This is a genomic window from Pseudomonas iranensis (genome assembly GCF_014268585.2).
GTDB lineage: Bacteria > Pseudomonadota > Gammaproteobacteria > Pseudomonadales > Pseudomonadaceae > Aquipseudomonas > Aquipseudomonas iranensis.
Window position 1 is genome coordinate 2,214,727 of record NZ_CP077092.1, and the last position, 12,905, is coordinate 2,227,631.

The 12,905-nt window shown below is 58.5% G+C and carries 13 protein-coding genes and 1 pseudogene; 3 read left to right on the forward strand and 11 right to left on the reverse strand.

Translation table 11 applies throughout. The annotated features are described in order from the left end of the window. Positions 1-13: 13 nt before the first annotated feature. The 3 genes from ccoG to HU724_RS09860 form a co-directional block, all read right to left on the reverse strand. Entirely contained in the window at positions 14-1,429 is a 1,416-nt protein-coding gene (gene ccoG, locus HU724_RS09850) for a cytochrome c oxidase accessory protein CcoG (RefSeq protein ID WP_073474016.1), read from the reverse strand. Positions 1,430-1,651: 222 nt separating this feature from the next. Further along, a complete protein-coding gene (locus tag HU724_RS09855; protein WP_186565730.1) occupies positions 1,652-2,062 on the reverse strand; it encodes a type II toxin-antitoxin system VapC family toxin in 411 nt (136 codons plus the stop codon). Continuing rightward, positions 2,062-2,319 carry a type II toxin-antitoxin system Phd/YefM family antitoxin gene (locus HU724_RS09860; protein ID WP_186565728.1) on the reverse strand — a complete coding sequence of 86 codons (258 nt, stop codon included), beginning with the start codon at positions 2,317-2,319 and terminating at the stop codon, positions 2,062-2,064. Before HU724_RS09860 ends, HU724_RS09855 begins: the two co-directional genes overlap by 1 nt. A 257-nt stretch (positions 2,320-2,576) precedes the next feature. Here HU724_RS09860 and HU724_RS09865 point away from each other — a divergent pair, with 257 nt between their 5' ends. Further along, entirely contained in the window at positions 2,577-3,581 is a 1,005-nt protein-coding gene (locus tag HU724_RS09865; RefSeq protein WP_133338910.1) for a metallophosphoesterase family protein, read from the forward strand. Between the two features lie 55 nt (positions 3,582-3,636). On the opposite strand, the gene ccoP (HU724_RS09870) is transcribed toward HU724_RS09865, so the two are convergent. The 8 genes from ccoP (HU724_RS09870) to ccoN (HU724_RS09905) all read right to left on the reverse strand — a co-directional run bounded on the left by ccoP (HU724_RS09870) (position 3,637) and on the right by ccoN (HU724_RS09905) (position 10,534). After that, positions 3,637-4,620 (reverse strand): cytochrome-c oxidase, cbb3-type subunit III, encoded by a 984-nt coding sequence (gene ccoP, locus HU724_RS09870; protein WP_186565726.1) that lies wholly within the window; start codon positions 4,618-4,620, stop codon positions 3,637-3,639. Next, on the reverse strand, positions 4,617-4,802 hold the full coding sequence (locus tag HU724_RS09875; RefSeq protein WP_016775513.1) for a CcoQ/FixQ family Cbb3-type cytochrome c oxidase assembly chaperone: 186 nt from the start codon (positions 4,800-4,802) through the stop codon (positions 4,617-4,619). Before HU724_RS09875 ends, ccoP (HU724_RS09870) begins: the two co-directional genes overlap by 4 nt. Before the next feature lie 5 nt (positions 4,803-4,807). Beyond that, positions 4,808-5,416 carry a cytochrome-c oxidase, cbb3-type subunit II gene (ccoO, locus tag HU724_RS09880; protein ID WP_007917161.1) on the reverse strand — a complete coding sequence of 203 codons (609 nt, stop codon included), beginning with the start codon at positions 5,414-5,416 and terminating at the stop codon, positions 4,808-4,810. Next, positions 5,416-6,858 (reverse strand): cytochrome-c oxidase, cbb3-type subunit I, encoded by a 1,443-nt coding sequence (gene ccoN / locus HU724_RS09885; RefSeq protein WP_024012334.1) that lies wholly within the window; start codon positions 6,856-6,858, stop codon positions 5,416-5,418. The genes ccoO (HU724_RS09880) and ccoN (HU724_RS09885) overlap by 1 nt, the downstream gene beginning before the upstream one ends. A 481-nt stretch (positions 6,859-7,339) precedes the next feature. After that, positions 7,340-8,293 (reverse strand): cytochrome-c oxidase, cbb3-type subunit III, encoded by a 954-nt coding sequence (gene ccoP, locus HU724_RS09890; RefSeq protein WP_186565724.1) that lies wholly within the window; start codon positions 8,291-8,293, stop codon positions 7,340-7,342. After that, positions 8,290-8,487 carry a cbb3-type cytochrome oxidase subunit 3 gene (locus HU724_RS09895; protein WP_016773878.1) on the reverse strand — a complete coding sequence of 66 codons (198 nt, stop codon included), beginning with the start codon at positions 8,485-8,487 and terminating at the stop codon, positions 8,290-8,292. Before HU724_RS09895 ends, ccoP (HU724_RS09890) begins: the two co-directional genes overlap by 4 nt. 3 nt (positions 8,488-8,490) lie before the next feature. Further along, positions 8,491-9,099 (reverse strand): cytochrome-c oxidase, cbb3-type subunit II, encoded by a 609-nt coding sequence (ccoO, locus tag HU724_RS09900; protein ID WP_003223389.1) that lies wholly within the window; start codon positions 9,097-9,099, stop codon positions 8,491-8,493. Between the two features lie 10 nt (positions 9,100-9,109). Further along, a complete protein-coding gene (gene ccoN / locus HU724_RS09905; RefSeq protein WP_024012337.1) occupies positions 9,110-10,534 on the reverse strand; it encodes a cytochrome-c oxidase, cbb3-type subunit I in 1,425 nt (474 codons plus the stop codon). A 92-nt stretch (positions 10,535-10,626) separates the two neighbouring features. Between ccoN (HU724_RS09905) and HU724_RS09910 the strand changes: the two genes are divergently transcribed. Both HU724_RS09910 and HU724_RS09915 read left to right on the forward strand, forming a co-directional pair. Then, entirely contained in the window at positions 10,627-11,307 is a 681-nt protein-coding gene (locus tag HU724_RS09910; RefSeq protein WP_186565722.1) for an alpha/beta family hydrolase, read from the forward strand. Positions 11,308-12,371: 1,064 nt separating this feature from the next. After that, a pseudogene (locus tag HU724_RS09915) lies at positions 12,372-12,725 on the forward strand (DUF6124 family protein). The last annotated feature ends 180 nt before the right edge of the window (positions 12,726-12,905 follow it).

Consider the following 12,905-nt stretch of genomic DNA (forward strand, 5'->3'; position numbering starts at 1 on the left):
GTTCAAAATTCTCTCAACGGATTTGTGGGCCGATGAATCGGCTCTTGGCTTCAACGTGGACGCTGTCGTCATCGGCGTCCTTGAGGATGAATTTCACCTCGTTGGTGCTCGATGGCAGTTGTTCCGGCGCGCTCGACAACTCGACCGGCATGCTGACGATATCGCCGGCGGCAACCTTGATCTCGCGCTTGCCTTGCAGGCGCAGGTCCGGCAGGCCTTCGGCTTGCAGCAGGTAAGTGTGGTCGCGCTGATCCTTGTTCATGATCTTCAGGCTGTAGACGTTTTCGATCCGGCCTTCAGCGTTTTCGCGGTACAGCACGCGGTCTTTGCTGACGTCGAAACCGACCAGTGAGCGCATGAAGAACGCGGCGACCAACAGGCTGATCATCGCCAGCAGCACTACGGCATAGCCGATCAGGCGCGGACGCAGTTTATGGGTTTTCTGCCCGGAGAGGTTGTGTTCGGTGGTGTAGCTGATCAGCCCGCGTGGGTAATCCATCTTGTCCATGATGCTGTCGCAGGCATCGATGCACGCAGCGCAGCCGATGCACTCGATCTGCAGGCCATCGCGGATGTCGATGCCGGTCGGGCAGACCTGCACGCACATCGTGCAGTCGATGCAATCGCCCAGCCCCAGCGCCTTGTAGTCGATGCCTTTCTTGCGCGGCCCACGGCTTTCGCCACGGCGCGGGTCGTAGGAAACGATCAGCGTGTCCTTGTCGAACATCACACTCTGGAAGCGCGCATACGGGCACATGTAGATGCAAACCTGCTCACGCAACCAACCGGCATTGCCGTACGTGGCGAGGGTGAAAAAACCGACCCAGAAATACGACCAGCCATCGGCCTGGCCGGTGAAGAACTCAATGACCAGTTCGCGGATCGGCGAGAAGTAGCCGACAAAGGTCATGCCGGTGACAAAACCGATCAACAGCCACAGCGAATGCTTTGCCAGCTTGCGCAGGAATTTGTTGGCGCTCATCGGCGCCTTGTCGAGCTTGATGCGCTGGTTGCGGTCGCCTTCGGTGACCTTTTCGCACCACATGAAAATCCACGTCCACACGCTCTGCGGGCAGGTATAACCGCACCAGACGCGCCCGGCATAGACAGTGATGAAGAACAGGCCGAACGCGGCAATGATCAACAGGCCCGAGAGCAGGATGAAATCCTGTGGCCAGAAGGTCGCGCCGAAGATGAAGAACTTGCGCTCCGGCAGGTTCCACCACACTGCCTGGTGACCGCCCCAGTTCAGCCACACCGTGCCGAAATACAGCAGAAACAACGCCGCACCGCCGAGCATCCGCAGATTGCGGAACAGGCCGGTGAAGGCACGGGTGTAGATTTTTTCTCGTGAGGCATAAAGGTCGACGCTGTTGTTCGCGTTCTTGCTCGGCGGCGTGACGTCGTGTACCGGAATCTGATTGCTCATCATTGCATCCCACGGCAGTGGAAAAATGCCTCGGTCGATACGTGCCAACCGAAGTCAAAAAGGGCTGTTGCAGTAGCGTGATGATACGCCTGCCGCTCTGGCTCAAGGGTGCGACCTGTGGTCGCGTTGGGTAAAAAATGCGGATGGTGTAGCGATTGCGCAAAAGCCTGACGCAGATCAATTGACTTGTTGAGTATGGACGGTTTTGGTGGGCTGGCTGACTCATGGTTCCCAAGGGTTGAGCAGTGCGACGCCGCTGGCGTGAAAGTCGCTGACGTTGCGGGTGACGACGGTGAGGCCGTGGACCAGGGCCGTTGCGGCAATCAGCGCGTCGCTCTCGTTGGCGCGATCCGGGACGTGCAGCCCGGCACAGCGAATCGCCACTGCCGCATCAACCGGCAGGATCCTCGTGTCGAATGTTGGAAGTACGTGACGATTCAACCAGCTGCGCAAAACTTTGCCCTGCGTCGCATCGTGGCGTTCGGTGCGCAAAACGCCGATTTCCAGTTCATTCAAGGTGATGGCTGAAATGAACATGCGCGGGGCGATGACGCTTCTGGCCCAAGCGACCACGTTCCGGTCTGCCTGGGGTTTACGCAATTCCGATATGACATTGGTGTCGAGCAAATACATCAGGACAGATCCACAGGGCGATGAGTGATAACGGCACGCTCGGTTTCGAACTCGATATCAGCCGCTTCGGGCATGACCAGCAGGTCGACGATACTGGGGTTGGTGCCGGTGAGTTTCTGGTACTCCTCAATGCTTAGCAGTACGTGAGCAGGCCTGCCACGGTCGGTGATGATTACCGGCCCGTGAAGCGCGGCTTTTTTGGCACTACTTGTGTCCTGATTGAATTCGCGGCTGGATACAGTGGTAATGGCAATCATAACGACCTCCTGCTGGTGAAGAATGTAGGGACGTTACTACCACCCAGCGATGCTGGCAATCATTCAGTTACGCATCTGTATGACCACCCATCGCATCCCGCTGCCAAAGTTGATTTTTTCAATAAGATCTGAAGTTTTGAAATATAACTAATTGAATATTTTGTTATTGGCTTTTGAAGTTTGCCCGGTTTTCGAATAAGTTCTTTTTTCGCGAAAATCAATTCGCGCGTATAGATTGATCAAAGGGAATTAATAATATGGCTTTGAATAAAGTTGTAAGTGTCTCGCTGGGTGTTTGTCTAATGATCGCAATGGCGTCGGCGCAGGCAATAACGGGCACGCCGGTACATATGGTATTTGCCTCGGATACTCAGTATCCGTGGACTGACAAGACTGACAGCCGCACGCCGGAGTCGGATAAAGATTTCGAGGAGCGTTCCAAGTGGCTGGTTGAATCGCAACTGGCGAGCATCGCCGATTTCCGCCGCAGCAATGGCTCTAGTGTCCACGTTCCGTTGATGATCAATGGCGATATCACTGCCTTTGGGCATGGCTGGCAGCGGTCTTATATGAAAGCCACGTTGAGCAAGTATTTCGGTGATGATTATCTGTATGGGTTAGGTAATCACGATTATGAAAATAACGTCGATGATTGTTTCAGTAATAGTTGTGCTGCGGGTAGCATCGTCGAGTTCAAGGAGCATCACGAAGGTAAAGTGGATAGTTTTGATTTGAAGATTGCCAGTGGCTTTCTGAACAAGACTTATTCGGGCAGTCTCGCCTACTCGAAAAACATTGGCGAAGTGCATATGGTTCAACTCAATAATGAGCCGACCTATACCACTCGAATTGCCCATGCGCTGAACCCGACGACGTTCGAAATCAACGATGCGCTGGACTGGCTCGAGACGGATCTGCGACATGCGCGGATTCAGGGCTACGCAATCATCATCAATATGCACAAACCTTTGCGGCACCAGGGCAGCCGCGAGCAGTTGAAGCGTTTCCACGACATGGTCAACAAGTATCAAGTGACGGCCATTTTTGCCGGCCACCTGCACACCGAGGGCGGAGAGTCCTATTGGGAGGGCAGCGTCCCCATGTATCTCAGTGGCAGCACCTCTCAGCAAACCTACCTGACTGCGAGTTTCACCGAGGATCGCAGCCAATTGCAGGTCTACCTGGTGAAGAACAACCAATGGCGTGAGCGGACGCTGATCGATACCACGGCAGTGCACTCGATCTTTGCCAGGCGCCCATGAAAAAAAGGCCCCGCCAATCTCATTGGCAGGGCCTTTTGTGTTTCAGGCGTTGGCCTTACTCAGCGATCGCTTCTGGTGCTTTTTCACCATGGGACAAGCTGTAAACATACGCCGCCAGCAGGTGCACCTTGTCGTTGCCTTGCAGTTGCTCCTGCGCCGGCATCTGGCCCTGACGGCCGTAACGGATGGTCTGCTGCAGTTGCGCGAAGCTCGAGCCGTAGATGAACGCGCCCGGATGGGTCAGGTCAGGCGCGCCCATCGCTGGGGTGCCTTTGCCGGCAGGGCCGTGGCAGGCCACGCAGTTGGCAGCGAACAGTTTCTGGCCGTTGGCCGGGTCGGCCTTGGTACCTTCCGGCAGTTTGCGCCCGTCGAGGTTGGTCACGACGAATGCCGCTACGTCAGCCACGCCTTGCTCGCCGATCACTTCAGCCCACGCCGGCATCACCGCGTGGCGGCCGCCCATGATGGTGGTCTTGATGGTTTCCGGCTCACCGCCCCAGCGCCAGTCGGCGTCGGTCAGGTTGGGGAAGCCATAGGCGCCCTTGGCGTCGGAACCGTGGCACACCGAGCAGTTGGAGGCGAACAGACGGCCGCCCATCTTCAGTGCTTGCGGATCCTTGGCGACTTCTTCGATCGGCATCGCCGCGAACTTGGCGAAAATCGGACCGAAGCGCGCGTCCGAACGGGCCATTTCCTTTTCCCACTCGTGGACGCCGGTCCAGCCGGTCTGGCCGTTGGCGAACGCGGTCTGCTTTTCGGTATCCAGATAGTTGTAGCCCGGCAGCAGACCTTTCCAGTTGCCCAGACCCGGGTACAGCACCAGATAACCCAGGGCAAAAATGATGGTGCCAACGAACAGCATGAACCACCATTTCGGCAGCGGGTTGTCGTACTCCTCGATCCCGTCGAAGGAGTGGCCGACCGTCTCGTCCGTCTGTTCGCTGCGCTGGCCCTTGCGGGTCGACAGCAGCAGCCAGGTCAGGGCGAAGATCGTACCGAGACTGAGGACTGTGACGTACAGACTCCAGAATGTAGTCATTCTTTGTTACTCCTAGAAGCTTGCTCGACGTGCTTGATGGCTTCGGGATCATCGGCAAAAGGCAGCATGGTCGCGTCGTCGAATTCCGACTTGCGCTTGGGGCTGAACACCCACAAGGCCAGACCGATGAAGGCCACCATCACGACCACGGTGCCCAGGCCTCGAATCATCCCGATATCCATCAGATTCACCGTTTGCTTTTGATGATGGTGCCCAGGCCTTGCAGATAGGCCACCAGCGCGTCCATTTCGGTTTTGCCCTTCACGGCATCCTGTGCACCGGCGATGTCTTCGTCGGTGTACGGCACGCCGAGGGTGCGCAAGACTTCCATTTTTTTCGCGGTTTCCTTGCCGTCGAGCTTGTTTTCCACGAGGAACGGGTAAGCCGGCATTTTCGACTCGGGGACCACGTTGCGCGGGTTGTACAAGTGCGCACGTTGCCAGTCATCGGAGTAACGACCGCCCACACGGGCCAGGTCCGGACCGGTACGTTTGGAACCCCACAGGAACGGGTGATCCCAGACGCTTTCACCGGCAACCGAATAGTGGCCATAGCGTTCGGTTTCAGCGCGGAACGGGCGGATCATCTGCGAGTGGCAGCCGACACAACCGTTGGCGATGTACACGTCGCGGCCTTCCAGTTCCAGCGCCGAGCGCGGCTTCATGCCCTCGACCGGCTTGTTGGTGACGTCCTGGAAGAACAGCGGAACGATTTGGGTCAAGCCACCGACGCTGACGGCGATGACCATGAAGAAGGCCAGCAGGCCAATATTCTTCTCGACAGCTTCATGCTTCATCAGTGAGCTCCAACGACGGCAATCTTGGCGGCGGCTTCGGCTTCAACCGGATCCGACGCACGAACGGTGCGGTACACGTTGTAAGCCATCAGCAGCATGCCGCTGGCAAAGAAAGCACCGCCCAGCGCACGGACGATGAAGCCCGGGTGGCTGGCCTGCAGCGCTTCGACGAACGAGTAGGTGAGGGTGCCGTCATCGTTGATTGCACGCCACATCAGGCCCTGGGTGATGCCGTTGACCCACATCGAGGCGATGTAGAGCACGGTGCCGATAGTGGCAAGCCAGAAGTGCGCATTGATCAGCCCGGTGCTGTGCATCTGCGCCCGGCCGAACAGTTTCGGGATCATGTGGTAGATCGCGCCGATCGAGATCATCGCTACCCAACCGAGGGCGCCGGCGTGTACGTGGCCGATGGTCCAGTCGGTGTAGTGCGAGAGCGAGTTGACGGTCTTGATCGCCATCATCGGCCCTTCGAAGGTCGACATGCCGTAGAACGCCAGCGATACCACGAGGAAGCGCAGGATCGGGTCGGTGCGCAACTTATGCCAGGCGCCCGACAGGGTCATCATGCCGTTGATCATGCCGCCCCAGCTTGGCGCCAGCAGAATGATCGACATCGCCATGCCCAGCGATTGTGCCCAGTCCGGCAGGGCGGTGTAGTGCAGGTGGTGCGGGCCGGCCCAGATGTACAGGGTGATCAGCGCCCAGAAGTGCACGATCGACAGACGATAGGAATAGATCGGGCGTTCGGCCTGTTTCGGCACGAAGTAGTACATCATCCCGAGGAAACCGGTGGTCAGGAAGAAACCCACCGCGTTGTGGCCGTACCACCACTGGATCATCGCGTCAGTGGCACCGGAGTAGGCCGAATACGATTTGAACAGGCTGACCGGCAGCGACATGTGGTTGACGATGTGCAGCATCGCGGTGACCACGATGAACGCGCCGTAGAACCAGTTGCCGACATAGATGTGCTTGGTTTTGCGCTTGGTGATGGTGCCGAAGAACACCAGACCGTAAGTGACCCAGACAATCGCCAGCAGAATCGCGATCGGCCATTCCAGTTCGGCGTATTCCTTGGTGGTGGTGTAACCCAGCGGCAAGGTGATGATTGCGCCGACGATGACCGCTTGCCAGCCCCAGAAGGTGAAGGCTGCGAGGCTGTCGGAAATCAGTCGCGTCTGGCAGGTTCGCTGCACGACATAGTAGGAAGTGGCAAACAGTGCACAACCGCCGAAGGCGAAAATCACCAGGTTTGTGTGCAACGGGCGCAAGCGTCCAAAGCTCGTCCACGGCAGACCGAAGTTCAGTTCCGGCCAGACCAGTTGCGAGGCGATGAAGACACCGAGCCCCATGCCAAGGATCCCCCAGACCACCGTCATGATGGCGAACTGGCGGACTACCTTATAGTTATAAGCAGTCGGACTGATTGCTGTGCTCATTCTAAGGTTCCACGGTTTGGGTATTTTTATAGGGATAAAATCGGCCGCAAGTATGTATAAAGCAGGGGGTCATTGCAACGCGCCATGACCTGGGTCAATGCTTTCCAACGCTGATTCTGCGGCCTTTCCATACGCCGCGTAGGGTCAAAAATGGCCTCTGACAAAATGTCGCCGTGAGTGAAAAAAACGCCGGGTCCGGATCGCCGTCAACGATGCCCGCTGACAGGTCTTGATCGGGTTTCACAAGGCAATCGGCGTAACAGCCGTTAACTGCCTGCCTTTGCGGCAAATCCATCGGCCGGTTTATCGGACGCATCGCTTGAGAGTCATCGGAAACCGTCACGCACCGGTCCGCTTTCGAACAAGCGTAGACCCGAATCAGGCGAACCGAAAGGTGAGGTGGCAAGGGGTGCGACAATGCGTCGCAAGAAGGCGGGAAACTGCCGCGACGAAAAAGTCGCGGCAGTTGTGTACGCAAGATTTATTTGGCTGTGTCTTCAGTTGCCAGTTTTTCTGTATTCAAACTGTTGCTCAAGCTGTACACATAAGCGGCAAGCAATTGCACTTTATCGTTGCCCAGCAATTCGTTCTGCGCTGGCATATGCCCCTGACGACCATGGCGAATGGTCTGTTCCAGTTGGGTCAGGCTGGTGCCATAAATGAAGCCGGCCGGATGGGTCAGGTTTGGCGCGCCCATCGCCGCAGTGCCCTGGCCGGTGGCGCCATGACAGGCAACGCAAGTGGTACTGAACGCTTGCTGCCCGGCTTGCAGATCTGCCTTGCTGTCGGCGGGTAGCGGCAGGCCGGCCAGTTCGTGGCGCACGTAGGCGGCAACGTTTTTCACCCCGGCCTCACCGAGCACTTCGCCCCAGGCCGGCATCGCCGCCATGCGGCCGCCCATGATGGTGGTCTTGATCGTCTCGGCATCGCCGCCCCAGCGCCAGTCGCTGTCAGCAAGGTTAGGGAAGCCGAACGCGCCCTTGGCATCCGAACCGTGGCACACCGAGCAATTGGAGGCGAACAGACGACCGCCCATTTTCAGCGCCTGCGGATCCTTGGCCACTTCTTCCAGGGGCATGGCGGCGAATTTGGCGAAGATCGGACCGAACCGGGCGTCCGCCTTGTTCATTTCCTTTTCCCACTCATGCACGCCGGTCCAGCCATCCTCGTAACCGGGCAGGATGCCTTTCCAGTTGCCCAGGCCCGGATAGAGAATCAGATAACCCACCGAGAACACCAACGTGCCGGCGAACAGCATGAACCACCACTGCGGCAGCGGGTTGTCGTACTCCTCGATGCCGTCGAAGCTGTGGCCCATGGTCTGGTCGACGCTGCCCTTGGTCTCGCCCCGGCGGGTGCCGATCAGCAGCCAGGTCAGTCCGATCAGGCTGCCAATGGTCAGTACGCAGATCCACGTACTCCAGAAGGTGGTCATGGCCGGGTACTCCTTGTTTCAGGGGCTGAAATTGTTTCGGGTAGTGGTTCGTCGGCGAACGGCAGCAGGCGTGCTTCGGCGAATTCCGGGGTGCGCTTGCGGTTGAACACCCACAAGGTCAAACCGACGAAGGCGACGAACACCACGACCGTGCCGAGGCCGCGGATCAGGCCTGCACTCATTTCAATGACCATGGCTCACCTCTTGCTCTTGATCGCAGTGCCGAGCACTTGCAGATAGGAAACGAGGGCGTCCATTTCGGTCTTGCCCTTGAGGCTGGCGACCGCGCCGCTGATGTCGTCGTCGGTATACGGCACGCCGAGGGTGCGCATGGTTTTCAGCTTGGTTTCGGTGTGGCTGCTGTCGACCGCTTGGGTGACCAGCCACGGATAGGCCGGCATCTTCGACTCCGGCACGACGTTGCGCGGGTTGTACAAGTGCGCGCGGTGCCAGTCATCCGAGTAGCGCGCGCCGACCCGGGCGAGGTCAGGACCGGTACGTTTCGAACCCCACAGGAACGGGTGGTCCCAAACGCTTTCGCCCGCAACCGAGTAGTGCCCGTAGCGTTCGGTTTCGGCGCGGAACGGGCGGATCATCTGCGAGTGGCAACCGACGCAGCCTTCGCGGATGTAGATGTCGCGGCCTTCCAGTTGCAGCGCGGTGTAGGGCTTCATGCCTTCCACCGGTTTGTTGGTGACGTCCTGGAAGAACAGCGGGACGATCTGGGTCAGGCCGCCGATGCTCACGGCGAACACCATCAGCAGCATCAGCAGGCCGACGTTCTTTTCAATCGTTTCGTGTTTCATGGCGGACTCCTCAGGCCATCTGCGCGGCAGCAACGACATCAGCAGGCTGCGAGGCCCGCACGGTGCGCCAGGTGTTGTAAGCCATCAGCAACATGCCGCTGAGGAAAATCGCCCCGCCGATCAGGCGCACGACAAAGCCCGGATGGCTGGCCACCAGGGTTTCGACGAATGAGTAAGTCAGCGTGCCGTCCTCGTTCACCGCGCGCCACATCAGACCCTGGGCGATGCCGTTGACCCACATCGAAGCGATGTAGAGCACGGTGCCGATGGTCGCCAGCCAGAAGTGCGCGTTGATCAAACCGACGCTGTGCATCTGCGCTTTGCCGAAGATTTTCGGGATCATGTGATACAGCGCGCCGATGGAAATCATCGCCACCCAGCCGAGGGCGCCGGCGTGAACGTGGCCTATGGTCCAGTCGGTGTAGTGGGAGAGGGCGTTGACGGTCTTGATGGCCATCATCGGCCCTTCGAAGGTCGACATGCCGTAGAACGCCAGCGACACGACGAGGAAGCGCAGGATCGGGTCGCTGCGCAACTTATGCCAGGCGCCCGAGAGGGTCATCATGCCGTTGATCATGCCGCCCCAGCTCGGTGCCAGCAGGATCAGCGACATCACCATGCCCAGCGATTGCGCCCAGTCCGGCAGCGCGGTGTAGTGCAGGTGGTGCGGGCCGGCCCAGATGTACAGGGTGATCAAGGCCCAGAAGTGCACGATCGACAGGCGATACGAATACACCGGACGCTCGGCCTGTTTCGGCACGAAGTAATACATCATGCCGAGGAAGCCGGCGGTGAGGAAAAAGCCTACGGCGTTGTGGCCGTACCACCACTGCACCATGGCGTCGGTTGCACCGGCGTACACCGAGTAGGACTTGGTGAAACTCACCGGCAACTCAAGGTTGTTGACGATGTGCAGAATCGCCACGGTGATGATGAACGCGCCGAAGAACCAGTTGCCCACATAGATGTGCTTGGTCTTGCGCTGCATGATCGTGCCGAAGAAAACGATCGCGTAGGCGACCCAGACGATGGTGATCAGGATGTCGATCGGCCATTCCAGTTCGGCGTATTCCTTGGAGCTGGTGTAACCCAGCGGCAGGCTGATCGCCGCCAACAGGATCACCAGCTGCCAGCCCCAGAAGCAGAACGCGGCGATTTGCGGCGCGAACAATTGGGTCTGGCAGGTGCGTTGCACCGAATAAAAAGAGCTGGCGAACAGCGCGCAGCCACCGAAGGCGAAGATCACCGCGTTGGTGTGCAGCGGGCGCAGACGGCCGAAACTGGTCCAGGGCAAATTGAAGTTGAGTTCCGGCCAGACCAATTGCGCCGCGAGAAAAACCCCGAGGCCCATGCCGACGATGCCCCACACCACCGTCATAATGGCGAATTGGCGGACCACCTTGTAGTTGTAGGCGGTACTGATAGAAGTGTTCATGGTTCCCCATCCACGGTTCAGCCGAAGTGAGCGCGCGCAAACGACGCGAATCCTTCGCCTGGAGTTATAGGCAGACTAAAAGCGAGGCAAGCATGGACAAACAGCACAAGGCCAGTATTGACGGGGATCAATGGGCGCAGTGTGTGCTCGATCATGGATGGTTGTGGGATGCCGCTGTTGGTGAGGCTTCGGCAACGCTGATTCTGGCGCACGGGGCGGGGGCGCCGATGGATAGCGAGTGGATGAACGACATGGCTGGGCGCCTTGCCGGGCTTGGGGTCAACGTGTTGCGGTTTGAGTTTCCGTATATGGCGCAGCGGCGGGTGGATGGGGTGAAGCGGCCGCCGAATCCTGCGCCGAAACTGTTGGATTGCTGGCGGGAGGTGTTTGCGCTTGTGCGGCGTCATGTCGCTGGGCCGTTGGCGATTGGCGGTAAGTCGATGGGGGGGCGGATGGCGAGTCTGGTGGCGGATGAGTTGGGGGTGGATGGGTTGGTGTGTCTGGGGTATCCGTTTTATGCGGTGGGGAAGCCGGAGAAGCCGCGGGTTGAGCATTTGGCTGGGTTGAAGACGCGGACGTTGATTGTGCAGGGGGAGCGGGATGCGCTGGGGAATCGCGAGGCGGTTGCGGCTTACAGCTTGTCACCGAGTATTGAGGTGACTTGGCTGGCGGCAGGGGATCATGATTTGAAGCCGCTGAAGGTTTCTGGGTTTACGCATGAACAGCATTTGGCCAGCGCCGCGCAGAAAGTATCCGAGTTTCTCAAGGGTTGACCGAGATTCTGTTTTCCATGGAGATCGGCTCCCTTTCCCCCTCGCCCCTTGGGGGCGGTCCGACGTTTCGGGAGGGTTGGGGTGAGGGTGTAGCTTTTGATCTTGCTCTTGGGGGCATATCCGTTGCTGCGGTAACGGCTGCTCAGGGTTCCGCCCTTACGGCGGGTCACCTTTTTCAAACGCCGGAGTGCCGGCCCAGCAAAAAGGTAACCCAAAAGGCTTGCTCCTACGTTCGGCCCTCGCAAGCTCGGGTTCCTTCGCTCCGGGATCGATCCGGGCGCAGCGGCTCCGGTTTGCTTCGCTGCACCTCCTTGCGCTGTGTCTGGCTGCGCCAGACGGTCGCTGCGCTCCCACGCCCGGATCAATCCCTCCACTCAGCCTTCCGACGTCGCCGGTGGATCAAGATCAAAAGCACTCGAGCTTGCGCTCATTGTTGAGTGGGGCGGCTTCGCCGCGGGCAGCTGCGCTGCTTTGCTTTTCTGCTTTTTGTGGGAGCGAGCCTGCTCGCGAAGGCGGCCTGACAGCCGACCAATCTCTACCTTTTGGACCAAATCCCTGTGGGAGCTGGCTTGCCAGCGATGGCGACCTCCAAGCCGACCAATCCCTCACTGACGTACCCGATCCAAATGTGGGAGCGAGCCTGCTCGCGAAAGCTCTCTTCCAGACGACCTCAAACCACCTGACTGTCAGAGGCAATCCCTGCACTTAAACATCATCAAATTCCCACGTTTAAACTACACGACCCGTTACGCCATCCCGGCTACAACTCCTTGCGCCATTGCCTACGCCTACGCCAGAATCCGCCGGCTTACGCGCCATGAGGTTGGCTATATCGTTTCTCGGTCACTGACAAAAAGCAGTGATCGGGTTTGGTAGCCCGTCTCTAAGCGTCATGACGCCATATGCAGTCTCTGTAGAGACTCGATTTATGGTGGCCATGCGTGGGGCTCCTTCGGGAGCGCCGGGTTTCCTGCTTAGACCGGTCTACCAACCTGCGTATGGTCGCCACCCTCGTTTGGTAGCGAGAGTGATGACTCCTTATTTTCTAAGTAGGAGCTTCATCTATGTTCAAAGTAACCCCCAACCCGCCAACCCCCCACGACCGCACATTCGACCCGCAAAAAATCCAGTAAGCCACCGACCGCGCCCTCGATTACTACCTCAAACCTGAAGACCTGGCAGCTCCGCCAAGTTCGCCAAAATATCGCCCGGTCTATGTTGTGGACCCCACGCTGGATGACGAAACGCTGTTGGTCGAGGCCTGCGAGTCGCTTTCATACGCACATGCCATGGCCGGTAACATCGCCAACTCAATAGGCGGCCCGGAGCGCAAACCGCTGCTGGCGCTGCAACAGGTGATCATGCTCAATGAACTGTTGGTCAATCGGTTACTGGACAAACTGAAGCTGCCTCAATAAGTCCGCTGGCTTTTATGGCCTCTTCGCGAGCAGGCTCGCTCCCACAGGGGAATGGTGTCGGGCACATAATCTGTGATCACCACAGATCCAGTGTAGGAGTGAGCCTGTTCGCGATGGCGGTCTTCGAGCCGACCAATTCCTCACGGATGTACCTCATCCAATGTGGGAGCGAGCCTGCTC